The organism is Pseudomonas sp. B6001, assembly GCF_013386015.1.
Lineage (GTDB): Bacteria > Pseudomonadota > Gammaproteobacteria > Pseudomonadales > Pseudomonadaceae > Aquipseudomonas.
The window spans coordinates 37,119-58,783 of sequence record NZ_JACAOX010000009.1 but is presented as its reverse complement, the minus strand read 5'-3'; the positions used below and the strand labels follow the sequence as shown (position 1 = coordinate 58,783).

The 21,665-nt window shown below is 61.2% G+C and carries 24 protein-coding genes; 17 read left to right on the top strand and 7 right to left on the bottom strand.

Annotation, left to right across the window (positions count from 1 at the left end; translation table 11 throughout):
- Positions 1 to 40: 40 nt before the first annotated feature.
- The gene (locus HX821_RS11125) at positions 41 to 1,003 is read left to right on the top strand and encodes an alpha/beta hydrolase (RefSeq protein WP_177035743.1); all 963 of its coding nucleotides are present in this window, start codon (positions 41 to 43) and stop codon (positions 1,001 to 1,003) included.
- A gap of 100 nt (positions 1,004 to 1,103) precedes the next feature.
- Positions 1,104 to 1,907: a hypothetical protein gene (locus HX821_RS11120; RefSeq protein ID WP_003213127.1), complete on the top strand. Its 804-nt coding sequence runs from the start codon at positions 1,104 to 1,106 to the stop codon at positions 1,905 to 1,907.
- A 147-nt stretch (positions 1,908 to 2,054) separates the two neighbouring features.
- Here HX821_RS11120 and prmB read toward each other — a convergent pair whose 3' ends face one another.
- Positions 2,055 to 2,963, bottom strand: a complete 909-nt coding sequence (gene prmB / locus HX821_RS11115) for a 50S ribosomal protein L3 N(5)-glutamine methyltransferase (RefSeq protein ID WP_003213129.1) — start codon at positions 2,961 to 2,963, stop codon at positions 2,055 to 2,057.
- A 240-nt stretch (positions 2,964 to 3,203) separates the two neighbouring features.
- Here prmB and HX821_RS11110 point away from each other — a divergent pair, with 240 nt between their 5' ends.
- The 5 genes from HX821_RS11110 to HX821_RS11090 all read left to right on the top strand — a co-directional run bounded on the left by HX821_RS11110 (position 3,204) and on the right by HX821_RS11090 (position 5,978).
- On the top strand, positions 3,204 to 3,794 hold the full coding sequence (locus HX821_RS11110; RefSeq protein WP_177035742.1) for a cysteine hydrolase family protein: 591 nt from the start codon (positions 3,204 to 3,206) through the stop codon (positions 3,792 to 3,794).
- Positions 3,795 to 3,924: 130 nt separating this feature from the next.
- Positions 3,925 to 4,245 (top strand): hypothetical protein, encoded by a 321-nt coding sequence (locus HX821_RS11105; RefSeq protein WP_003213133.1) that lies wholly within the window; start codon positions 3,925 to 3,927, stop codon positions 4,243 to 4,245.
- Between the two features lie 75 nt (positions 4,246 to 4,320).
- The gene (locus tag HX821_RS11100) at positions 4,321 to 4,878 is read left to right on the top strand and encodes a Smr/MutS family protein (RefSeq protein WP_003213135.1); all 558 of its coding nucleotides are present in this window, start codon (positions 4,321 to 4,323) and stop codon (positions 4,876 to 4,878) included.
- A gap of 79 nt (positions 4,879 to 4,957) precedes the next feature.
- Positions 4,958 to 5,503 carry a GTP cyclohydrolase I FolE gene (folE, locus tag HX821_RS11095; RefSeq protein ID WP_003204506.1) on the top strand — a complete coding sequence of 182 codons (546 nt, stop codon included), beginning with the start codon at positions 4,958 to 4,960 and terminating at the stop codon, positions 5,501 to 5,503.
- A 103-nt stretch (positions 5,504 to 5,606) separates the two neighbouring features.
- Complete coding sequence (locus tag HX821_RS11090) at positions 5,607 to 5,978, top strand: glutathione S-transferase N-terminal domain-containing protein (RefSeq protein WP_063031984.1); 372 nt, start codon at positions 5,607 to 5,609, stop codon at positions 5,976 to 5,978.
- A gap of 42 nt (positions 5,979 to 6,020) precedes the next feature.
- On the opposite strand, the gene HX821_RS11085 is transcribed toward HX821_RS11090, so the two are convergent.
- The 3 genes from HX821_RS11085 to HX821_RS11075 are packed head-to-tail and all read right to left on the bottom strand — an operon-like array spanning position 6,021 to position 8,963.
- Positions 6,021 to 6,341 (bottom strand): hypothetical protein, encoded by a 321-nt coding sequence (locus HX821_RS11085; protein ID WP_087694789.1) that lies wholly within the window; start codon positions 6,339 to 6,341, stop codon positions 6,021 to 6,023.
- Positions 6,338 to 7,669 carry an acyclic terpene utilization AtuA family protein gene (locus tag HX821_RS11080; protein WP_003213141.1) on the bottom strand — a complete coding sequence of 444 codons (1,332 nt, stop codon included), beginning with the start codon at positions 7,667 to 7,669 and terminating at the stop codon, positions 6,338 to 6,340. The genes HX821_RS11085 and HX821_RS11080 overlap by 4 nt, the downstream gene beginning before the upstream one ends.
- A 1-nt stretch (position 7,670) precedes the next feature.
- Positions 7,671 to 8,963, bottom strand: coding sequence for a CitMHS family transporter (locus tag HX821_RS11075; RefSeq protein ID WP_003213142.1), 1,293 nt, complete (start codon positions 8,961 to 8,963; stop codon positions 7,671 to 7,673).
- A 131-nt stretch (positions 8,964 to 9,094) separates the two neighbouring features.
- Between HX821_RS11075 and HX821_RS11070 the strand changes: the two genes are divergently transcribed.
- The gene (locus HX821_RS11070; protein WP_003213144.1) at positions 9,095 to 9,991 is read left to right on the top strand and encodes a LysR family transcriptional regulator; all 897 of its coding nucleotides are present in this window, start codon (positions 9,095 to 9,097) and stop codon (positions 9,989 to 9,991) included.
- 105 nt (positions 9,992 to 10,096) lie between these two features.
- Here the strand turns inward: HX821_RS11070 and HX821_RS11065 are convergent, their stop codons facing one another.
- Together HX821_RS11065 and HX821_RS11060 are read right to left on the bottom strand one after the other, a co-directional pair.
- On the bottom strand, positions 10,097 to 10,699 hold the full coding sequence (locus HX821_RS11065) for a glutathione S-transferase family protein (RefSeq protein WP_008432197.1): 603 nt from the start codon (positions 10,697 to 10,699) through the stop codon (positions 10,097 to 10,099).
- 10 nt (positions 10,700 to 10,709) lie between these two features.
- Positions 10,710 to 11,876: a PLP-dependent aminotransferase family protein gene (locus HX821_RS11060; protein ID WP_134326011.1), complete on the bottom strand. Its 1,167-nt coding sequence runs from the start codon at positions 11,874 to 11,876 to the stop codon at positions 10,710 to 10,712.
- Positions 11,877 to 11,958: 82 nt separating this feature from the next.
- Here HX821_RS11060 and HX821_RS11055 point away from each other — a divergent pair, with 82 nt between their 5' ends.
- The 3 genes from HX821_RS11055 (at position 11,959) to HX821_RS11045 (ending at position 14,621) form a co-directional block, all read left to right on the top strand.
- Positions 11,959 to 12,393: a MarR family winged helix-turn-helix transcriptional regulator gene (locus HX821_RS11055; RefSeq protein WP_003212841.1), complete on the top strand. Its 435-nt coding sequence runs from the start codon at positions 11,959 to 11,961 to the stop codon at positions 12,391 to 12,393.
- 191 nt (positions 12,394 to 12,584) lie between these two features.
- Entirely contained in the window at positions 12,585 to 13,931 is a 1,347-nt protein-coding gene (locus HX821_RS11050) for an NCS2 family permease (RefSeq protein ID WP_177035741.1), read from the top strand.
- A 63-nt stretch (positions 13,932 to 13,994) separates the two neighbouring features.
- Complete coding sequence (locus HX821_RS11045) at positions 13,995 to 14,621, top strand: LysE family translocator (RefSeq protein WP_008432192.1); 627 nt, start codon at positions 13,995 to 13,997, stop codon at positions 14,619 to 14,621.
- Positions 14,622 to 14,751: 130 nt separating this feature from the next.
- Here HX821_RS11045 and uraH read toward each other — a convergent pair whose 3' ends face one another.
- On the bottom strand, positions 14,752 to 15,105 hold the full coding sequence (uraH, locus tag HX821_RS11040) for a hydroxyisourate hydrolase (protein WP_003209117.1): 354 nt from the start codon (positions 15,103 to 15,105) through the stop codon (positions 14,752 to 14,754).
- A 462-nt stretch (positions 15,106 to 15,567) separates the two neighbouring features.
- Here uraH and puuE point away from each other — a divergent pair, with 462 nt between their 5' ends.
- The 6 genes from puuE to HX821_RS11010 all read left to right on the top strand — a co-directional run bounded on the left by puuE (position 15,568) and on the right by HX821_RS11010 (position 21,624).
- Positions 15,568 to 16,494 carry an allantoinase PuuE gene (gene puuE, locus HX821_RS11035; RefSeq protein WP_008432189.1) on the top strand — a complete coding sequence of 309 codons (927 nt, stop codon included), beginning with the start codon at positions 15,568 to 15,570 and terminating at the stop codon, positions 16,492 to 16,494.
- Entirely contained in the window at positions 16,491 to 17,006 is a 516-nt protein-coding gene (gene uraD / locus HX821_RS11030) for a 2-oxo-4-hydroxy-4-carboxy-5-ureidoimidazoline decarboxylase (protein WP_177035740.1), read from the top strand. The genes puuE and uraD overlap by 4 nt, the downstream gene beginning before the upstream one ends.
- 80 nt (positions 17,007 to 17,086) lie before the next feature.
- Positions 17,087 to 18,082, top strand: coding sequence for an allantoicase (gene alc, locus HX821_RS11025; protein ID WP_003209112.1), 996 nt, complete (start codon positions 17,087 to 17,089; stop codon positions 18,080 to 18,082).
- A gap of 137 nt (positions 18,083 to 18,219) precedes the next feature.
- The gene (locus tag HX821_RS11020) at positions 18,220 to 18,723 is read left to right on the top strand and encodes an ureidoglycolate lyase (RefSeq protein WP_003209110.1); all 504 of its coding nucleotides are present in this window, start codon (positions 18,220 to 18,222) and stop codon (positions 18,721 to 18,723) included.
- Positions 18,724 to 18,773: 50 nt separating this feature from the next.
- Entirely contained in the window at positions 18,774 to 20,075 is a 1,302-nt protein-coding gene (locus HX821_RS11015) for a urate hydroxylase PuuD (RefSeq protein WP_087694785.1), read from the top strand.
- A 196-nt stretch (positions 20,076 to 20,271) separates the two neighbouring features.
- Positions 20,272 to 21,624: a nucleobase:cation symporter-2 family protein gene (locus tag HX821_RS11010; RefSeq protein WP_087694784.1), complete on the top strand. Its 1,353-nt coding sequence runs from the start codon at positions 20,272 to 20,274 to the stop codon at positions 21,622 to 21,624.
- Positions 21,625 to 21,665: the final 41 nt, after the last annotated feature.

Here is a 21,665-nt window from a genome sequence, read left to right as displayed (position 1 = left end):
TAGACGTTGGTCCAACCGGCACCTTCCTCATGATGGCGCGATGATGCTGCGAGTTCTGCTTTTGACCCTCACTCTGTTTTCCAGCCTTGGCTTCGCCGCCTCCCCTGTCGTGCTGCAACGGCCCATCAGCCTGGACACCGGCAGTGGCGAGCTGTTTGGTTCGCTGTTGTTGCCCAAATCCGACAAGCCGGTGCCGGTGGTGCTGATCATCGCCGGCTCCGGGCCCACCGACCGCAACGGCAACAGCGCCGACGGCGCACGCAACGACAGCCTCAAGCGCCTGGCCTGGGTGCTGGCCAGGCACAACATCGCCAGCGTGCGCTACGACAAGCGCGGCGTGGCCGCCAGCCTTGCCGCCACCCCCGATGAACGCAACCTGACCCTGGATGCCTACGTGTCCGACGCCGTGGCCTGGGGCAAGTTGCTCAAGGCCGACCCACGCATGGGCCCGCTGATTGTGCTGGGCCACAGCGAAGGTGCACTGGTGGCCGCCCTCGCCGCCCCGCAGCTCAACCCGGCCGGGATGATTTCCCTGTCGGGCAGCGCGCGCCCGGTGGACCAGGTGATCCGCCAGCAACTGGCCGACCATATGCCTCCAGCGCTGTTACTGCGCAGCAACCAGATTCTCGATCACCTCAAGGCCGGCCAGGTGGACGCCGATGTGCCCACACCCCTTGAGGGCATTTTCCGCCCCAGCGTGCAGCCCTATCTGATCAGCCTGTTCCGCGCCGACCCTTCGGCGGCCTTTGCCAAATTGACCATGCCGGCGCTGATCGTCCAGGGCACCAATGACCTGCAGGTCGGCGTGGCCGATGCGCAACAATTGCAGAAGGCCAAGCCCGACGCCGAGCTGACGGTGATCGAAGGCATGAACCACGTGATGCGCATCGTGCCCAACAACGTGAAGCAGCAACTGGAGTCCTATAACGACCCGCAGTTGCCGCTGGCGGCTGAACTGGGCACCCGCCTGGTTCGCTTTATCGACGGACTTCGCGCCAGTTAAGCGAGTATTGCCCCTCCAGTCCTGAGCAAAACGGCCGATAAGCCATGGGTCGACAGCAAAAAGCCTGTCGGCCCGCAGAGCTTGGACAGGATCGCGCCGAATGACGAACACCGAAGCAACACCCGAACCTACCGCCGACACCACGGCTGACACCGAGGCCGCCGCATCGGCCGCGTTACCGTGGGCGGAGGTGCAGGCCGAACACTTCAAGATGCTGCGCCTGGCCCCTTTAGCCACCGACCGTGCCACGGGCGTGCGGCCCCTGCGCTTTGTGCAGTTTGGCTGGGCCGAACGCAACAACAAGGACCACAGCCTGCTGCGCATGGTCATTCAGTTGCCGGGCCAGCGGGTGCGCCGGGAACAGAACCATTTGGATATCTGGGTCGATCACGCGACCCATCGGGTGCACTTTGGCCCGGGCAACAGCCTGGAGATCGAGCCGGCTAACCGCGGCATCGGCCGTTTCCTGGTAGCCCAGGGCGCCGCCTGGGCGAAAAAGAAGTGGTCGCACTACCGCGTCGACGGCGTCGACCTGGCCAACAAGGACGCCCTCAACGAAGCCACGCGCCTGCGCCGGGATCACTTCCTGCGTATCCAGGGCTTTGATGTGGCGTACGCCGATGTCCAGCATTTGAAGGGCAACGTGCAGCCGGGCAAGGTCAGCGATGTGCTGGACAGCTGGAACACCGAAAAGCTGCAGTTCGTGGAGATTCTGGAAGCGGCGCAGATGCTGCAACAGGCCGAGCAGAACCTGGCGGAACAGGAAGTGAAACTGCGCAAGGAAGAGGAAAAAGTCACCAAGTTCAAGCGCGAAGACAGCGGGTTGCGCTTCACGATTACGTGCCTGGTGGCGTTTACCGTGTTTCAGGCGGGGTTGTTGATCTGGATTGCGACGCATCGATAATCCGGTTTATCAATTGAAACCGGATCAAAATGTGGGAGCGGGCTTGCTCGCGAATGCGGTGTGTCAGTCACCGGATATCTTGACTGAGCCACCGCATTCGCGAGCAAGCCCGCTCCCACACTGACCGCGTTACCCACTTGGAAGCGGTTAAACCCTGGCGGCAAACACCGCCTGATGCGCCCGGCACTGCTCGGCCGTCAACATGAACACGCCATGCCCGCCGCGCTGGAACTCCAGCCAGGCGAAGTCCACTTCGGGGTACAACGCCTCGACGTGAACCTGGCTGTTGCCCACTTCGACAATCAGCAAGCCCTTCTCGGTCAAGTGATCTGCCGCCTCGGCCAGCATCCGCCGAACCAGGTTCAAGCCGTCGTCACCGCAGGCCAGGCCCAACTCCGGCTCGTGCTGGTATTCATCCGGCATGTCGGCAAAGTCTTCGGCGTCGACATACGGCGGGTTGGACACGATCAGGTCAAAACGCTGGCCCGGCAAACCATCAAAGCCGTCGCCCTGAACGGTATACACGCGCTCATCGACGCCATGGCGCTCGATGTTCTGGTTGGCCACCTCCAGCGCTTCGAAGGACAGGTCGCCCAGTACCACTTCGGCGTCCTGGAACTCGTAGGCGCAGGCAATACCGATGCAACCGGAACCGGTGCACAGGTCCAGAATGCGTGCCGGCGGTGTGCCCAGCCACGGTTCGAAGCGGTTTTCGATCAGTTCGCCAATCGGTGAGCGGGGAATCAATACACGCTCATCAACGATAAACGACATGCCGCAGAACCAGGCTTCCTTCAACAGGTAAGCGGTCGGCACACGCTCGTGGATACGGCGGTGCAGCAACCGTTGCACGTGGGAGATTTCCTCTTCTTCCAGGTTGCAATCCAGGTAACTGTCGGCAATTTCCCATGGCAGGTGCAAGGCGCCGAGCACCAGTTGCCGGGCTTCGTCCCAGGCGTTGTCGGTGCCATGGCCAAAAAACAGGTCTTCCCCATGGAAACGGCTGACGGCCCATCGGATGTGGTCGCGCAAGGTGCGCAGGCGGGAAGTGATCACGGGGGCAAGCTCCTGGAAAAAACGACCGGCGATTCTAACAGTCTTAAGCTGTACCGACGATGTACGAAAAAACCCTTTGCCGCACGTCGGATTTCATCTTAAACGTGGTTTTTGCCTAAACGTAGTGCCCTATTGACATCGCTGCACGCCAACAACGGCGTACCTTACAATGGTAGCGATTCACAGAAGCGCTCAGCCAGAGGACAATGTCACAAAAGCCCCACTCACAGGAGCCCCAGAATGTCCGTTCCAAAGACGATGTTTCAACTCAGCGGTCGTGGTTACGCAGCGGCGAACCTGAACCATGCGACCCTCGTGATCATCGACGCCCAGAAGGAATACCTCAGTGGTCCCCTCGCCCTCTCGGGCATGGACGCTGCTGTCGAACATATCAAGCAACTGGCGGCTGCCGCGCGCAACGCCGGGCGCCCGATCGTGCATGTGCGCCACCTGGGCACTGTCGGCGGGTTGTTTGACCCTCAGGGCGAGCGCGGTGAGTTCATTCCTGGCCTTGAGCCACAGGCCGACGAATCCATCATCGGCAAGCTGCTGCCCAGCGCCTTCCACGGCACCGGCCTGGAGAAACACCTGCAAGACCTCGGTTCCCTGGACCTGATCGTCTGCGGCTTCATGAGCCACTCCAGCGTCAGCACCACGGTGCGTGCGGCAAAAAACCTGGGCTTTCGCTGCACCCTGGTGGAAGACGCCTGCGCCACCCGCGACCTGCCTTACAAGGGCGGCATCCTCAGCGCCGACCATGTGCAGCAGACTGAAATGGCCATCATGGCTGACAACTTCGCCACCCTCGCCTTGACCAAAGATCTGATCTGATCGACCTTCGATGAGCGGGTAGCCGCCCGCTCATCCGCAAATACCTGTCATTTGCTGCAATTGCCTCTGTACCCGGAACAACCTGTGTATCTTCCGGTCGAAGGGCCGATACCCTGGAGGAAAGGTCGGAATGAAGATATCCGATGGTTTTGATGCTCGTCGCTTGCGCCCCAAGGGCCCGAGCAACTGGCGTCTGCGCATCGGCGCCGGCTTTGCCGCGCTGTTGGCGATAGGTGGCGTACTACTGGCAATTGCTGGCGGCGCTGGTTTGGTTGGACACTCACCGGCCCTGGGCGAGCTGAATGCCAGCCCTGGCGGTTCTGCAATACTCTTGGTCATCGGCCTGCTGGTGCTGTGGTTCGGCGTATGGCTGTGGCGCCGTTGCCGTCGGCGCATGCGCCAACCGCTGTCACTGAACATCGCTTCGCACCTGATGAAAAAGCACGACTGATGGCGCACAGATAGCGTTTGTTGCGCATCAAGCCGCCGCGATTAGGTAAACTGCCCGCCCTTCGCGGAGGCTGACATGCAAGACGACGATTTTTCCCTATTCAAGAACGAGCTGCGCGGCGTCAAGCCGATCAAGCATGATCGCGCCGACACCGGCAAACCCAAGACCGATCGCGCCCAGATCGCCAAGCTGCGCCAGGCCGCGACCGTGCGCACGGACGCCACCACCGTGGACGGCCTGTCGGATCAATTCGTTATCGATGTAGGTCCCGAAGACGAGTTGATGTGGGCCCGCGACGGCGTGCAGGAAAGCCAGATGCGCAAGCTCAAGGTCGGCCAGATCCCGTTCGAGGGCAGTCTCGACCTGCACGGCATGACCGTCGAAAAAGCCCGCGAAACCCTCTGGGCGTTCCTCGCCGAAGCCACCAAATTCGAAATCCGCTGCGTGCGCGTCACCCACGGCAAGGCCGTGCGCCTGGACGGCAAGCGGCCGATGATCAAAAGCCACGTCAACACCTGGTTGCGCCAACACTCCCAGGTGCTGGGTTTTACCTCATGCCAGCCACGTCACGGCGGCGCTGGGGCGGTGTATGTGATGCTCAAGCGCACCATGATGGAAGGCCGCGACGAGTAACAAGTGCCATCGTCAGGCTTGCAGCGATGTGTTGGCCGCCGTACCCTTGCCCTTTGCGAAAATCCCACTAGGTAGTTTCATGTCCCTGGAACAGAATTACACCGCGATCCTCGGCCAGCTCGGCGAGGACGTTTCCCGCGAGGGCCTGCTCGACACGCCAAAACGTGCCGCCAAGGCCATGCAGTATCTCTGCCGCGGTTATGAACAGACCCTCGAAGAAGTCACCAACGGTGCCTTGTTCAGCTCTGACAACAGCGAAATGGTGCTGGTCAAGGACATCGAGTTGTACTCGCTGTGCGAACACCACCTGCTGCCGTTTATCGGCAAGGCTCACGTCGCGTATATCCCGAGCGGCAAAGTGCTGGGCCTGTCGAAGGTCGCGCGTATCGTCGATATGTATGCCCGCCGCCTGCAGATCCAGGAAAACCTCAGCCGCCAGATCGCCGATGCGGTCCAGCAGGTCACCGGCGCCCTGGGCGTTGCAGTGGTGATCGAGGCCAAGCACATGTGCATGATGATGCGCGGTGTGGAGAAGCAGAATTCGTCGATGATCACGTCGGTGATGCTGGGTGAGTTCCGCGAAAACGCGGCGACCCGCAGCGAGTTTCTCAGCCTGATCAAGTAATACGCGGCACCTGGAAAAACCGGCGTTCATCGCCGGTTTTTTTTCGCCTGTGAAAAATCAGGTAAGCTGCGCCCCCTTAAGTCTAGGGCAAGAGGTTTCAGCCATGTTCGTCAAAGCACTTCGAGTGGGCCTCGGCCACGTCATCATCGCCGGCGACTTCCTGACCCGTCCGCGCAAAAAGCAGCGCCCTGCCGAACAACAGGCGCAGGTGAACGCAGCGGCCAAGGACCTGACCCTGTATCAATTCCACGCCTGCCCGTTCTGCGTGAAGACCCGCCGCACCCTGCACCGCCTGAACGTGCCGGTGGCCTTGAAGGATGCGAAGAACAACGAGCAGGACCGCCAGACCCTGCTGGAGCAAGGCGGCAAGATCAAGGTGCCATGCCTGCGCATCGAAGAGAACGGCCAGACCACCTGGATGTACGACTCCAAGGTGATCATCGATTACCTCGACAAGCGGTTTGCGGCGGTCTGACAAACAGCGAGGATCCAGTGTGCGAGCAAGCCCGCTCCCACATTAGTTTGGTATTGCCAATTCAAGATCCAGTAACGCTGAGCCCAGGCACTTGCCATGGGCGTCCAGCGCCAGCGACCGCGTCACCCCGCCTCGCAGGATCCCCGGCAACACGAAGTTCAGTGCCTGCACATTGGGCAGTTCATAACGCCGCACCGGTGCGGCACCCGCCTCCAGCAACGGCGCAAAAAACGCCGCCACCACCTCAGCCGTGAGTTGCTCGCAGAGCAGCGGATAGTCCTCGGCCCGATACGCGATGATCGAGATGTTCGAGGTGTCGCCCTTGTCTCCCGTTCGGGAGTGGGCCAGGGTGTGCAACTTCATGCTTCGATCCTCGGGTTGACCGCGTGACGAGGCAGCAGCAACGATGCCACCGCCACCACCTGGCGCAGGCTCTTGCTGGCGCCACCGCCGCCGGACGGGCCGTTGGTGTAGAGAGTTTCCACTTCATTGCCGACACGCACCGCCTCGCTGCGTTCTGCGCAGCGGGCGGCGATGCGCAGGCGCACTTCCCACGGTTCAACCGTGCTGCGCGGGCCGTGCAGGGAGTCGACGCCGATCAATTCGGCACGCACGTCCTGCATGCGCACACCGGTCAACTCCAAGCGTTTCAGGACCACATCGCGAGCCAGTTGCGCACGAGCGACCGCGCCCGGACCACCGTAGGAAATCTGCCCCTCACCGATCCAGCCGTCCAGATAACCGACGCTGACTTTCAACGCTTCGGGACGTGGCCGTCCGCTCGCGCCGTGGGCACGCACCCGGTCCACGGCTTCTTCGGTAAACGCCACCTGGGAAAAATCCGCGCACACGTCCGGTGTGAGGTAGGCCGCCGGGTCGTGCACTTCGTAGATCAATTGTTCGGTGCACGTGGCACGGCTGACCCGCCCACCGGAACCTGCGACCTTGGTGATCAAGGCCTCGCCGTCTGGGTCAATCTCGGCCAATGGAAAGCCCAGGCGTGCCAGATCGTCCACGTCCTTGAAACCCGGATCGGCAAAGTAGCCGCCGCTGACCTGCCCCGCACATTCCAGTAAATGCCCCACCAGCGTGCCACGTCCCAGCCGTTGCCAATCATCCGCAGCCCAGCCGAATTCGAACATCTGCGGCGCCAGGAACAGCGAAGGGTCTGCCACCCGGCCGGTGATCACCACGTCGGCCTCGGCGCGCAAGGCGTCGATAATGCCGTCGGCGCCCAAATAGGCGTTCGCGGAAATCAATCGCTCGCCCAACGAGCCAAGGGTCTGGCCGTTGTCGAGCAACTGCTCCGGCTGGGCACGCAAGGTCTCAAGCACGTCATCGCCAACCACCGCCAGCACCTTGAGGTTAAGCCCCAGTTCACTGGCAATCCGCCGCACTTCAACCGCCGCCGCCACCGGATTGGCCGCGCCCATATTGGTGATTACCCGCAGGCGCCGGCGCCCGTCAGGCTGGCCGACAAAGGGCAGCACGCGGCGCATGCGCTCACTCAACAGCGGGTCGTAACCGCCTTGTGGATCGCTTATCCGCGCCTGTTGCGCCAGGGCGATGGTGCGTTCGGCCAGGCATTCGAAGACCAGGTAATCCAGGTCGCCCTGTTCGGCCAATTCCACCGCAGGTTCGATACGGTCGCCGGAGTAGCCGGCACCGGAACCGATGCGCAAGGTTTTCATTTCAAATCACTCCCAGGAGCAAAGCCGTCAGGGTCATCAACACCGACGCGGCAAACAGAAAGGGGATGGTGAAGCGCTGGTGATCGGCCAATTCGATCTTGCACAGGCCCACCAACAGGAAGGTCGCCGGCGTCAACGGGCTGACCGGAAAGCCGGTGGTGTGCACGCCCAGCAACGAGGCCTGGGCCACTTGCAGCGGGTCGACGCCCAAGGCCTTGCCGACTTCGGCGATCACCGGCATCACGCCGAAGTAGTAGGAATCCGGGTCAAACAGCATGCTCAGCGGCATCGACAGGAAGCCCACCACCGCCGGGATCAACTTGCCGTGGCCCGCCGGAATCTGCGCCACCGCCACTTCGGCGATGGCCTTGAGCATGCCGGTGCCTTGCATGATGCCGGTGAACACACCGGCGGCGAGCAGGATGCTGGCCATGGTCAGGGCGGTTTTTGCGTGGGCGTCGATCCGCGCGCGCTGGGCGTCGACGTTCGGGTAGTTGATGCACAGCGCCACCACGGTGCCGAGCATGAACATCACCACCGGGTCGACCCAACCGGCGATCATCACCACCATCACCAGTACCGTCAGGACCAGGTTGACCCAGAACAGCCGCGGGCGACGCAGGGCAATGTCATCGTCGCTGAGCACCCGTTGCGGCACGGCGTCCACGCTGGAACCAGCGCCCAGGCCCAGGCGTTTTTCTTCCCGGTGGCCCAGCCACCAGGCGCAGGCGAATACAAAGACCAGGCCAACGATCTGCACCGGGATCAGCGGCTGGAACAAGTCCGCCACCGGCACGTGCAGCGCCGCCGAGGAACGCAGTACCGGGCCGGTCCACGGCAGGAAGTTGACCCCGGCCGCCATCGCCGCCACACACGCGAGGATGCGTTTATCAATTCCCAGCCGCGTGTACAGCGGCAGCATCGCCGGCACCGTCACCAGGAAGGTCACCGCGCCGGAGCCGTCGAGGTGCACCAGCAGGGCCAGGGTCGCGGTACCGACGACAATCCTTGTAGGACGCGTCCCTACCGTGCGCAGAATGCGATCAATGATTGGATCCAGCATGCCGGCATCGGTCATGATCCCGAAGAACAGGATCGCAAACACAAACATCCCCACCACGGGGGCGACGTTCTTGATGCCGGTGATGATGAAGGCGCTGGTTTGCAGGCCGAAACCGCCCAGCAGCGCGGCGATGATCGGCAAGGCGATCAGGGCCACCAGTGGCGACAGGCGTTTGCTCATGACGGCAGTGAGCAGGCACAGGATGGTGATGACACCCAGGGTAGCGAGCATGGGGTAGCTCCAGAACGGCGTTTTCGGCCGGTTATTGTTTTCCCTGGAGTATTGGAATCGCGTTAGGCTTTGTAAATTGGAATATTCGGCACTCCACATTCGAAAAAACAAAACGCTCGAGCAAAATAAAAATGAAAAATTCGATCCAGCATATCCAGGCGTTTCTCGCCGTTGCCCGCACGGGCAGCTTTACCAAGGCCGCCAACGAACTGCATTTGTCGCCCTCGGCGCTGACCGTGCAGGTGCAACAACTGGAGGAATGGTTGGGCGTCGCGCTGCTCGACCGCAGCCCGCGCCACGTCAGCATCACCGCTGCCGGGCTGGATGCACGCGGGCCGATGGAGAAATTGCTGCTGGACCTGGACAACATCGTCACCGGCTCCCGTGACCTGGCAGCGCTACGACGAGGCGTGGTGACCATCGCCGCCCTGCCCTCCGTGTGCGCCGGCGCGTTACCTCCCGCCCTGCGCCTGTTTCGCGAACGTTTTGCCGGGATCGAGGTGCGCTTGCATGACCTGGTTGCTCACCGCATTCATGCGCAAGTGCGTTCGGGCGAGGTGGATTTCGGTATTGGTGTGCGGGCGCGGCTGAGTCATGGACTGGCGTTTGTGCCGGTGCTGAATGATCGGTTATGTGCGTTCGTGCCGCTGGATCATCCGCTGACTCGTTTTGCAAAGTTGAGCCTGGAGCAACTGGCCGACCAGCCGATCATCCTCACCGGCCGCGACAGCAGCGTGCGGGAACAGGTGGACGCGTTGTTCGATGAAACACGCCTGACGATGCTCGCGGGGATGGAGGCCAACTACATGTCGACCGTGTTGGCGTTGGTGCGGCAGGGCTTGGGGATCAGTGTGTTGCCGGAATCGGCGGCGGACAGTCTGGAGGGGTTGAAGCGGATTACCATTGATCATCCGGGGGTGAACCGGGAGATCGGGTTGATCAGTCGCAGTGGACAGCCGTTGAGCCCAGCGGCGCAGCGCTGTTTTGAGTTGCTCAGTGAAGAATTACCTGGCGCACCGCAAAACTAAATGTGGGAGCGGGCTTGCTCGCGAAGGCGGTGGGTCAGCCAATACATGTGCTGACTGGTACACCGCCTTCGCGAGCAAGCCCGCTCCCACATTTTTGACCGCATTTCAGCCCAGCATCGGCACATGCTTGGGATGGCTGGCCACGCGCTTCAACCACGCCTGCACGCCTGGATAGGCGCTCAGGTCAAAGCCACCTTCATCCGCCACATGGGTGTAGGCATACAGCGCCACGTCGGCAATCGAGAATTGGTCGCCCACCAGATACGGTGTCAATTGCAACTGGCGCTCCATCACCTTCAGGGCTTTATAACCGCCCTTGTGCAGCTTCTTATATTCCTCCAGGCGATCTTCCGGCAGCCCCAGGTAAAACTGGATAAACCGCGCCACCGCGATGTATGGCTCGTGGCTGTACTGCTCGAAAAACTGCCACTGCAGAACCTGGGTGCGCAGGCGCGGTTCGCTGGGCAGGAACTCGCTGCCATCGGCCAGGAAGTTGAGAATCGCATTGGACTCCCACAGGCAGGTGCCGTCTTCCAGCTCCAGCACCGGGATCTTGCCGTTGGGGTTCTTGGCCAGGAACTCCGCGGTCTGGGTGTCGCCCTTCAGGATGTCGACATCGATCCACTCATAGTCGATGCCCAACAGGCTGAGCATGAGTTTGACTTTGTAGCAGTTGCCCGATTTGTAATCGCCGTAGACCTTGTACATGGAGGCTCCCCTATGCCGCTTGCGCGTGCTGTGCTTGACGGACCACCGCAGCGAGACGCTTGAGACCTTCGTCCAAGCGCGCCGGGTCGATATGGCTGAAATTGAGCCGCAGGTGACCGTGATGATTGTCCGGCTCGGAAAAGAACGGTTCACCGGGCATGAACGCGATGTCCTGGTCGAGCGCAGGTGCCAACAAGGTGCGGGTATCGAGCGGCTGTTTCAAGGTCAGCCAGAAGAATAATCCGCCCTGGGGTATTTGCCAGTCGGCCAGGTCGCTGAAATGCCGCGCCAGTGCAGCCTGGAAAGCGTCGCGCCGGCCTCGGTAAAAGCTGCGCAACGCTACCAGGTGATGCTGGTATTTCTCGGTGCCGATCCATTGCATCGCCTGCCACTGGCCAACGCGGTTGGTGTGCAGGTCGGCTGATTGCTTGAGTTTGAGCAGGTGCGGGAACAGGTCCGGACTGGCGATCAGGTAGCCGACCCGCAGGCCGGGCAACAAGGTCTTGGATACGGTGCCGGTGTAGATCCAGCTGGCCTTTTTCAGCCGACTGACGATGGGTTGCGCGCTGCCGCCGTCGAAGGTCAGTTCGCGGTAGGGTTCGTCTTCGATCAGGGTTACGCCAAACTCGTCCAGCAACGCGGCGACGGCCTCGCGCTTGGCATCGCTGTAGCGCACCGCCGAAGGGTTCTGGAACGTCGGGATCAGGTAGACGAAGGACGGGCGATGCTGCTCAAGGCTGCTGCGCAAGGCTCTGAGGTCCGGACCGTCCGCCTCAAGCTGTACGGTCAGGCAATCGGCGCCGAACAGTTGGAAAATCTGCAATGCCGCAAGGTAAGTCGGGCCTTCCAGGAGGATTTTGGTGCCCTTGTCGATGTACAGCTTGGCCGCCAGGTCCAGGGTTTGCTGGGAGCCGCTGACCACCATGACCTGGCGCGCATCGCAGGCAATACCCAGCACCCGCGCCTCGGCCGCCAGCAATTCACGCAACTGTGGCTCGCCTTCGCTCATGCCGTATTGGCCGATATTCAGCGGCATGCCTTCCCAATCCAGCGTGGGCAGCATCACTTCGGCCGGCAGGCCACCGGCGAAGGACATCACCTGCGGCTTTTGCGCCGCCGCGAGGATTTCACGGATCAGGGAGCTTTTAAGACGCGAAACACGTTCTGAGAAGGCCATAAGGGTCACCGGTAGCAAAGCCTGGGGAAAATACGTCAAACTGCTTGACCGAAATTACGACGACTTGGGCAGATACGTCAATATGCTTGACCTTAAAAACCAGACCAGCCAGCAAACCGCCATGGAAGCCTTCTTCTTCGGCTACCAGGCGTTCACCGCCAAGGCTGACGAAATGCTGGAGCGCCGCGGCTTGAGCCGGGTGCATCAACGCATCGTGTTTTTTATCGCGCGCTACCCGGCCTTGAGCGTCAAGGAGCTGCTGGAACTGCTCGGCGTGAGCAAACAGGCGCTGAATATGCCGTTGCGCCAACTGCAGGAGATGCACCTGGTGGACAGCGTGGCGTCCGAGACCGACAAGCGTAAGCGCCTGCTGGAGTTGACCGAGGAAGGCCGGCGTTTCGAACAATCGCTGCGGCGCGAACAGGTAAAGCTGCTGCAACGGGCGTTTGCCGAGGCAGGCGAGACGGCGGTAGAAGGCTGGCTGGCGGTAAACAAGGCACTCAGTGGCCAATCCTGAATTGCCTTTCATCCCCTTTCGCACACAAAATAGAAAACATTATTTGCTTTATTTGTATACAAAAGCATAATTCGCTTCGTGCGAGTTCCTGACCTATTGGTCAACAAAACCCGCTGGTACCTCAAAGCGCTGCTGCCCACTCATGTGTCCGGCGCTGGAAATAACAATAAAACTCTTGAGGAGTACTTGCTGTGGAAAGCCGCAAATCCGAAGCCCCTACGCTCGACCTCTCGCCAACCCACAACGGTTGGCTGGAACGCCTGTTCAAACTCCGCTTGCATGGCACCACAGTGAAGACCGAGCTGATCGCTGGCCTCACGACCTTTATCACCATGGCCTACATCATCTTCGTCAACCCCAACATCATGGCCGACGCCGGCATCGATCACGGCGCGGCGTTTGTCGCCACCTGCATCGCCGCCGCGCTGGGTTGCCTGCTGATGGGCCTGTACGCCAACTGGCCAGTAGGCCTGGCGCCGGGCATGGGCCTGAACGCGTTTTTCACCTACACCGTGGTCGGGACCATGGGCTACAACTGGGAGACGGCACTGGGTGCGGTGTTTATCTCCGGTGTGTTGTTCATGATCCTGACGCTGTCACGCATTCGCGAGTGGCTGCTCAACAGCATTCCGGTGAGCCTGCGCCATGCCATGGGCGCCGGCGTCGGATTGTTTCTCGGGGTGATCGGCCTGAAAACCGCCGGCATCATCGTGCAAAGCCCGGCCACCCTGATCAAGCTCGGCTCCCTGCATGAACCCGCCCCATTGCTGGCGGCCATCTGCTTCCTGTTGATTGCGATCCTCAGCTACCACCGGGTATTCGGCGCGATCCTGATCAGCATCATCGCCGTGACCCTCGCCGGTTGGGGCCTGGGCCTGGTGGAGTACCACGGCATCCTGGCCACCCCGCCAAGCCTGGCGCCGACCTGGATGGCCATGGACGTGATGGGCGTGTTCAACGTCAGCATGATCAGCGTGGTGTTCGCCTTCCTGTTTGTGCACATGTTCGACACCGCCGGCACCCTGATGGGCGTGGCCCAGCGCGCAGGCCTGGTGAATGCCGACGGCAAGATCGAAAACCTCTCCCGCGCCCTGAAAGCCGACAGCGCCTCCAGCGTGTTCGGCGCCATGGTCGGCGTGCCGCCAGTCACCAGTTACGTGGAAAGCGCCGCCGGGGTTGCCGCCGGTGGCCGTACCGGGCTGACCGCCGTCACCGTGGGTGTGCTGTTTATCGCAGCGATGTTTTTTGCCCCGCTGGCTGGCATGATTCCGGCCTATGCCACCGCCGGCGCGTTGATCTATGTGGCGATGCTGATGATGAGCGGCATGGCCCATATCAATTGGGACGACGCCACCGACAGCATTCCGGCGATCGTCACGGCGATCATGATGCCCCTGACCTTCTCGGTGGCCGACGGCATCGCCCTGGGTTTTATCACCTACGTGGCGCTGAAGGCCGGCACGGGTAAACACAGGGAAATTTCCATCAGCCTGTGGGTGCTTTGCGCGATCTTCATCGCCAAGTTCGCGTTCCTGTAGGCCAACCCGCTTGACCCTGCCTCACCCCGTCGGGTGGGGCTTTTGTACGAATGGAGGAATGCAATGAGTCTGGAAACCTGGCTGCTGTTCAGCGGCGCTGCGCTGGTGGTGATCCTGATCCCCGGCCCCCTGTCCTTGCTGATGATCAGCAACAGCCTGAACTACGGCCTGCGCCGTTCGTACCCGGCCTTTCTCGGCGGGGTGATTGCTTCCATCTGCCTGCTGAGCGCCTCGGCGCTGGGTTTGGGTGCGTTGTTGCTGGCATCGGAACAGCTGTTCAGCGCCCTGAAGATCGTCGGCGCGCTGTACCTGTTCTATCTCGCCTGGCAGAGCTGGCAGCAATCCCGGCAACCGGCCCACGTCGCCGACGTACCGCAAGTGGCCGCCACCCCGCGTTTTCGTGCGCTGTTTGGCCGGGCCTTTGTGCTGGGCGCCAGCAACCCGAAGGACATCCTGTTTTTCGCCGCCTTCCTGCCGCAATTCCTCAGTGCCCAGCAGGCCTTTTTGCCGCAGTTGCTGATCATGATCGCCACCTGGACCGTGCTCGACCTGCTGTGCAAACTGGCCTACGGCCTCGGCGCCCATGGCGCCGCGCGCTACCTGCGCAGCGGCAGGGGCCAGAGCTGGTTCAACCGGATCAGCGCGGGCTTGTTCACAGGCGCCGGCGCTGCGTCGCTATTGAGCCGCTGAAGATCCAGCCCCGATCGCACTGACGATCGGGGCCGCCTTTATGGTGCAATCAGCAGGCGAAAAAAAGCCCGCAGTGTGAGCGGGCGAAAAACCAACGAAGAGCTTTGGGGGTGTGAAGCGCGGTGACGACTCAGCTACCGCGATAGGTGGAGTAGCTGTAAGGCGAAATCAGCAAAGGCACGTGGTAGTGATCCTGTTCGGCGCTGATGCCGAAGCGCAGCACCACCACATCGAGAAATGCAGGTTCGGGCAGTTGCACACCGCGGGCGCGGTAGTAATCACCGGCGCTGAACTGCAACTGATAGACACCGCTGCGGTAGTCATCGCCTTGCAGCAGGGGTGCATCGCAGCGGCCGTCGCTGTTGGTCAGGGTGCTGGCGACCAGCTCAAGCTGTGCGCCCTCGACACGGTACAACTCAACCTTGATTGCGCTGCCAGGGCAGCCATGCGCGGCGTCCAATACGTGTGTGGTCAAACGTCCCATAGCGTCTGCGCGCCTCCCGAAGTCAGTAAAAAGTGAAAGACCGCACCTTTTCAGGTCACTGAAAAAGCCGGCGATGGCTGATTAAGACACTTTTCAAAAAAATTGTACACAATAAATTCAACAAGCCTGCGTTCCGTTGCTGACGCCGATACTGTAGGAGCGAGCTTGCTCGCGAAGATCGTTAACGATAACGCAGCGCTTCAGGGTTAACGAGGCGCTCTCAGGTTTTTCGCGAGCAAGCTCGCTCCTACAGTGAATGAGGTTTTTTTCAATTTAGCTGACCAGTCAGGCAGGTTTCTTGCAGTGCTATTCTGCAAAGACCCTGCGGAAAAAATGCAGAAATACAGGCTTACAAAGTGCACACTAAGTTGTATACAATCAGTCATCGTTGTGACGCCACCCAGTCTTTCCGCTGCCCGGCCGCCACACACACCGCTACCACGAACAAGAAGGAAGACTGCAGTGAGCGCTGACTACCCACGCGACCTGATCGGTTACGGCAGTAACCCTCCTCACCCACACTGGCCGGGCAAGGCCCGTATCGCCCTGTCGTTCGTACTCAACTACGAAGAAGGTGGTGAGCGCAACATCCTGCACGGCGACAAAGAGTCGGAAGCCTTCCTGTCCGAGATGGTCTCGGCGCAACCGCTGCAAGGCGAGCGCAACATGAGCATGGAATCGCTGTACGAATACGGCAGCCGTGCCGGCGTGTGGCGCATCCTCAAGTTGTTCAAGGAATTCGATATCCCGCTGACCATCTTCGCCGTGGCCATGGCCGCCCAGCGCCACCCGGATGTGATCCGCGCGATGGTCGCCGCCGGCCACGAGATCTGCAGCCACGGCTACCGCTGGATCGACTACCAATACATGGATGAGGCCCAGGAACGCGAGCACATGCTCGAAGCGATCCGCATCCTCACCGAACTCACCGGCGAGCGCCCACTGGGCTGGTACACCGGCCGCACCGGCCCCAACACCCGGCGGCTGGTGATGGAGGAAGGCGGCTTCCTCTATGACTGCGACACCTATGACGACGACCTGCCCTACTGGGAACCCAACAACCCGACCGGCAAGCCGCACCTGGTGATCCCCTACACCCTGGACACCAATGACATGCGTTTCACCCAGGTCCAGGGTTTCAACAAGGGCGACGACTTTTTCGAATACCTGAAAGACGCCTTCGACGTGCTGTATGCCGAAGGCGCGGACGCACCGAAAATGCTCTCCATCGGTTTGCACTGCCGCCTGATCGGCCGCCCGGCGCGCCTGGCCGCCCTCAAGCGGTTTATCGAATACGCCAAGGGCCATGACCAGGTGTGGTTTACCCGCCGCGTCGACATCGCCCGTCACTGGCATGACGTACACCCTTTCCAGGGAGCCGCCAAATGACCGCGTTCCAAACCCTGAAACCGTCGACCCTGAGCCGCGACGAATTCGTCGCAGCCTTCGCCGACATCTACGAACATTCGCCATGGGTGGCCGAAAAGGCCTTCGACCTGGGCCAGGACGCTTCGATCGACGAGATCGAAACCCTGCACCAGCGCATGAGCGACATCCTGTTGAGCGCCGATCACACCAGTCAACTGGCCCTGATCAACGCTCACCCGGACCTGGCGGGCAAAGCGGCCGTCCAGGGCCAGTTGACCGAAGCCAGCACTAATGAACAGGCTGGCGCCGGTATTCACCAATGCTCGAGCGACGAGTTTTCGCGCTTCACCGAGCTGAACGATGGCTACAAGGCCAAGTTCAAGTTTCCCTTCATCATGGCGGTAAAAGGCAGCAACCGGCACCAGATCCTTGCCGCGTTTGAAACGCGCATTCACAACTCGGTGGAAGCCGAGTTCAAATGTGCGCTGGCCGAGATCAATAAAATCGCGTTGTTCCGATTACTGACCCTTTAGCAGACCTGGCCCGAGCGGTTCATGAACGCCCAGGGCCTGGCGAGCATCCCAAGCCACTTACTTTAAGGCAGACAAGAAGAATGAAAGCGCAACCCGTACCTTTCGAAAAGTTCGTCAACCTGGCCGACGCCCGCCTGGGCACAAAGATCATCTCTGTCACCGATGACTGGTTCGCCGACGCCAACCGCCTGTTCCAGCCGACCCCGGCCGTGTGGAAGGAGGGCGTTTTCGATGACAACGGCAAGTGGATGGACGGCTGGGAGTCGCGCCGCAAGCGCTTCGAAGGCTACGACAGCGCAGTTATCCGCCTGGGCGTACCGGGTTCGATCAAAGGCGTGGACATCGACACTTCATTCTTCACCGGCAACTTCCCGCCATCGGCGTCCCTGGAAGCCTGCTTCCTGGCGTCCGGCGAGCCGGATGACAACACCCAATGGGTTGAAGTGCTGTCGGCGGTGGAGCTGCAAGGCAACAGCCATCACTTCCACGAGATCAACAACGACCAGGCCTTCAGCCACCTGCGTTTCAACATCTACCCGGATGGTGGCGTGGCCCGTCTGCGTGTGTACGGCATTCCGTTCCGCGACTGGTCGGCGGTGGGCGACAACGAACAGGTGGACCTGGCTGCTGCATTGAACGGCGGCCGCGCACTGGCCTGCTCCGATGAACACTTCGGGCGCATGAGCAACATCCTCAACCCGGGCCGTGGCATCAACATGGGCGACGGCTGGGAAACCGCACGTCGTCGTACGCCGGGCAATGACTGGGTGATCGTCGCACTGGGCCACCCGGGCGAGATCGAGAAGATCGTGGTCGACACCCTGCACTTCAAGGGCAACTACCCGGACACTTGCTCGATCCAGGGCGCGTTCGTGAAGGGCGGCACCGACAGCCAGATCGAAACCCAATCGCTGTTCTGGCGCGAACTGCTGCCGGCGCAGAAACTGGAAATGCACGCTGAACACACGTTTGCCGAGCAGATCAAGGCGCTGGGCCCGATCACCCACATTCGTCTGAATGTGTTCCCGGATGGTGGTGTGAGCCGCCTGCGGGTTCTCGGTAAGGTCTCGAAGTAACACCCGATCGTTCCCACGCTCTGCGTGGGAATGCATACCGTGACGCTCTGCGTCACAAGAGCGGACGCAGAGCGTCCAGGGCGGCGTTCCCACGCAGAGCGTGGGAACGATCCATACACAAGATTAAGAAGACAGCCATGCGCACACTGATGATCGAACCCCTGACCAAAGAAGCCTTCGCCCCTTTCGGAGACGTTATCGAAACCGATGGCAGCGATCACTTCATGATCAACAACGGGTCGACCATGCGCTTTCATAAACTGGCGACGGTTGAAACCGCCACGCCAGAAGATAACGCGATCATCAGCATCTTCCGCGCCGACGCGCAGGACATGCCGCTGACCGTGTGCATGCTGGAACGACACCCGCTGGGCAGCCAGGCTTTCATCCCGCTGCTCGGCAACCCCTTTCTGATCGTGGTCGCGCCACTTGGCGATGAACCTGTATCGGGCTTGGTCCGCGCCTTCGTTACCAACGGCAGGCAGGGCATTAATTACCATCGCGGCGTCTGGCACCACCCGGTGCTGACGATCGAAAAGCGGGATGACTTCCTGGTGGTTGATCGCAGTGGCACAGGCAATAACTGCGATGAGCATTTTTTCAAAGAGGATGAGCGGTTGATCCTCGCCCCCCACCAATAAGAGAAGGTCTGATCACTCGACGACAGAGTGACAGGCGAGAGGTAAAGACTGTGGAAGCACATTTGATGGAATGGCTGAACCTGAGCGTGCGCTGGGTTCACATGATCACTGGCGTCGCCTGGATCGGCGCTTCGTTCTACTTCGTCTGGCTGGAAAACAACCTCAACCGCGTCAACCCCAAGGACGGCCTCGCCGGTGACTTGTGGGCGATCCACGGTGGCGGTATCTACCACCTGGAAAAATACAAACTGGCCCCGCCGACCATGCCGGACAACCTGCACTGGTTCAAATGGGAAGCCTACTTCACCTGGATGTCCGGCATCGCGCTGCTGTGCGTGGTGTTCTACGCCAACCCGACCTTGTACCTGCTGGCCCCGGGCAGCAGCCTCAGCGGTCCGGAAGGTGTGTTGCTGGGCCTCGGCTCGCTGCTGGCCGGCTGGTTCATCTACTCCTTTCTGTGCGACTCGGCACTGGGCAAGCGCCCCGCCCTGCTCGGCCTGATCCTGTTCGTGCTGTTGATTGCCGCCGCGTACGGCTTCAGCAAAGTGTTCAGCGGTCGTGGTGCGTACCTGCACGTGGGCGCCGTGATCGGCACCATCATGGTGGGCAACGTGTTCCGCATCATCATGCCGGCCCAGCGTGCGCTGGTGGCGGCCATCGCGGAAAACCGCACACCCGACCCGGCACTGCCGGCCAAGGGTTTGCTGCGTTCGCGCCACAACAACTACTTCACCTTGCCGGTGCTGTTCATCATGATCAGCAACCACTTCCCGAGCACCTACGGCAGCCAATACAACTGGCTGATCCTCGCAGGTATCGCGGTGGCGGCGGTGTTGGTGCGTCACTACTTCAACACCCGTCATAACAGCCAGAAATATGCCTGGACCTTGCCGGTTGGCGCGCTGGCGATGATTTGCCTGGCCTACGTGACCGGCCCAAAACCGGTGGCGACTGCACCGGATGTGGCCAAGGCTCCTGCGGCCATCGAGTACCAGCCGCTGCCGGAAACGGCGTTGGGTGGCGGGCTTAAACCGGCTGCTCCAGCGGCACCTGCACCGGCACCTGCCGAAGCAGCACCGGCCCAGGCATCGATTGATTTTGACAAGGTCCACGGGGTGATCCAGGAGCGCTGCGCGGTGTGCCATTCGGCCAAGCCGACAAGTCCGTTGTTCAGCACCGCGCCGGCCGGGGTGATGTTTGATACGCCGCAGCAGATCCAGCAAATGGCCCCGCGCATCCAGGCACAGGCCGTGGCCAGCCAGATCATGCCGCTGGGCAATATCACCCAGATGACCCAGCAGGAACGGGACTTGATTGGCACCTGGATCACTCAGGGGGCGCGTACCAACTGACTGATTAACGCAGGACTAGTGTGGGAGCGGGCTTGCTCGCGAATGCGGTGTGTCATTCAACACTTCAGGTGACTGAACCACCGCGTTCGCGAGCAAGCCCGCTCCCACATGGGATCTGCGGTGTGCTTTGACGAATGAGTTCCACCCGGCAATTGAATGCCGAACAACACAACAATAAAAAGATCCGAGGTGTTGCATGTCCCAGCTAGAAACGCAGACTCCTGCCGCGCCCGCCATGGTGCGGCTGCCCCTCTTGCAACTGATTCTGGTAGGCCTGCAACACGTCTTGCTGATGTACGGTGGCGCCGTCGCCGTGCCTTTGATCATCGGCCAGGCCGCGGGCCTGAGCCGTGAAGAAATCGCCTTCCTGATCAACGCCGACCTGCTGGTGGCGGGCATCGCAACCATGGTCCAGTCCTTCGGCATCGGCCCGGTAGGCATTCGTATGCCGGTGATGATGGGCGCCAGTTTCGCCGCTGTCGGCAGCATGGTGGCCATGGCCGGCATGCCCGGCATCGGTCTGCAGGGGATCTTCGGTGCGACCATCGCCGCCGGTTTTTTCGGCATGGTGATCGCGCCGTTCATGTCCAAGGTCGTGCGCTTCTTTCCACCGCTGGTGACCGGTACCGTGATCACCGCCATTGGTCTTTCGCTGTTTCCCGTCGCGGTCAATTGGGCCGGCGGTGGCGCAGCGGCGTCCACGTTTGGCTCACCGATTTACCTGGCGATTGCCGCGCTGGTGCTGGCCACCATCCTGCTGATCAACCGTTTCATGCGCGGCTTCTGGGTGAATATCTCGGTGCTGATCGGCATGGCCCTCGGCTACGGGCTGTGCGGGATGATCGGCATGGTCGACCTCAGCGGCCTGGCGCGCGCCCCGTGGGTGCAAGTGGTGACGCCACTGCATTTCGGCATGCCCAAGTTCGAGTTGGCGCCGATCCTGTCGATGTGCCTGGTGGTGGTGATCATCTTCGTCGAGTCCACCGGGATGTTCCTCGCCCTGGGCAAGATCACCGGCCAGGAAGTCACGCCGAAAATGCTCCGCCGTGGCCTGTTGTGTGACGCCGGCGCATCGTTTTTTGCCGGGTTCTTCAACACCTTCACCCACTCCTCGTTCGCGCAGAACATCGGCCTGGTGCAGATGACCGGCGTGCGCTGCCGTTCGGTGACGATCGTGGCCGGCGCGTTCCTGATTGTGCTGAGCCTGCTGCCCAAGGCCGCCTTTTTGGTAGCGTCGATTCCACCCGCAGTGCTGGGCGGCGCGGCGATTGCCATGTTCGGCATGGTGGCAGCCACCGGGATCAAGATCCTCCAGGAAGCCGACATTGCCGACCGTCGTAACCAGTTGCTGGTGGCGGTGAGTATCGGCATGGGATTGATCCCGGTGGTACGTCCCGAATTCTTTGCACAGCTGCCGCTATGGATGAGCCCGATCACTCACAGCGGCATCGCCATGGCCACGATCAGCGCGCTGTCGCTGAACCTGTTGTTCAACATCCTGGGTGGCGCCGAACGCGCTGCCCCAAGCGCTCACGCACACCCACATTGATTCCTGCGTCACAACAAAAACAATAACGATCAGGGAACACA

Bases quoted from the DNA above. Each gene is read 5' to 3' on its own strand.
- HX821_RS11125 (WP_177035743.1), top strand. From the start codon at position 41: ATGATGCTGCGAGTTCTGCTTTTGACCCTCACTCTGTTTTCCAGCCTT.
- HX821_RS11120 (WP_003213127.1), top strand. From the start codon at position 1,104: ATGACGAACACCGAAGCAACACCCGAACCTACCGCCGACACCACGGCT.
- HX821_RS11110 (WP_177035742.1), top strand. From the start codon at position 3,204: ATGTCCGTTCCAAAGACGATGTTTCAACTCAGCGGTCGTGGTTACGCA.
- HX821_RS11105 (WP_003213133.1), top strand. From the start codon at position 3,925: ATGAAGATATCCGATGGTTTTGATGCTCGTCGCTTGCGCCCCAAGGGC.
- HX821_RS11100 (WP_003213135.1), top strand. From the start codon at position 4,321: ATGCAAGACGACGATTTTTCCCTATTCAAGAACGAGCTGCGCGGCGTC.
- folE (WP_003204506.1), top strand. From the start codon at position 4,958: ATGTCCCTGGAACAGAATTACACCGCGATCCTCGGCCAGCTCGGCGAG.
- HX821_RS11090 (WP_063031984.1), top strand. From the start codon at position 5,607: ATGTTCGTCAAAGCACTTCGAGTGGGCCTCGGCCACGTCATCATCGCC.
- HX821_RS11085 (WP_087694789.1), bottom strand. From the start codon at position 6,341: ATGAAGTTGCACACCCTGGCCCACTCCCGAACGGGAGACAAGGGCGAC.
- HX821_RS11080 (WP_003213141.1), bottom strand. From the start codon at position 7,669: ATGAAAACCTTGCGCATCGGTTCCGGTGCCGGCTACTCCGGCGACCGT.
- HX821_RS11075 (WP_003213142.1), bottom strand. From the start codon at position 8,963: ATGCTCGCTACCCTGGGTGTCATCACCATCCTGTGCCTGCTCACTGCC.
- HX821_RS11070 (WP_003213144.1), top strand. From the start codon at position 9,095: ATGAAAAATTCGATCCAGCATATCCAGGCGTTTCTCGCCGTTGCCCGC.
- HX821_RS11065 (WP_008432197.1), bottom strand. From the start codon at position 10,699: ATGTACAAGGTCTACGGCGATTACAAATCGGGCAACTGCTACAAAGTC.
- HX821_RS11060 (WP_134326011.1), bottom strand. From the start codon at position 11,876: ATGGCCTTCTCAGAACGTGTTTCGCGTCTTAAAAGCTCCCTGATCCGT.
- HX821_RS11055 (WP_003212841.1), top strand. From the start codon at position 11,959: ATGCTTGACCTTAAAAACCAGACCAGCCAGCAAACCGCCATGGAAGCC.
- HX821_RS11045 (WP_008432192.1), top strand. From the start codon at position 13,995: ATGAGTCTGGAAACCTGGCTGCTGTTCAGCGGCGCTGCGCTGGTGGTG.
- uraH (WP_003209117.1), bottom strand. From the start codon at position 15,105: ATGGGACGTTTGACCACACACGTATTGGACGCCGCGCATGGCTGCCCT.
- uraD (WP_177035740.1), top strand. From the start codon at position 16,491: ATGACCGCGTTCCAAACCCTGAAACCGTCGACCCTGAGCCGCGACGAA.
- alc (WP_003209112.1), top strand. From the start codon at position 17,087: ATGAAAGCGCAACCCGTACCTTTCGAAAAGTTCGTCAACCTGGCCGAC.
- HX821_RS11020 (WP_003209110.1), top strand. From the start codon at position 18,220: ATGCGCACACTGATGATCGAACCCCTGACCAAAGAAGCCTTCGCCCCT.
- HX821_RS11010 (WP_087694784.1), top strand. From the start codon at position 20,272: ATGTCCCAGCTAGAAACGCAGACTCCTGCCGCGCCCGCCATGGTGCGG.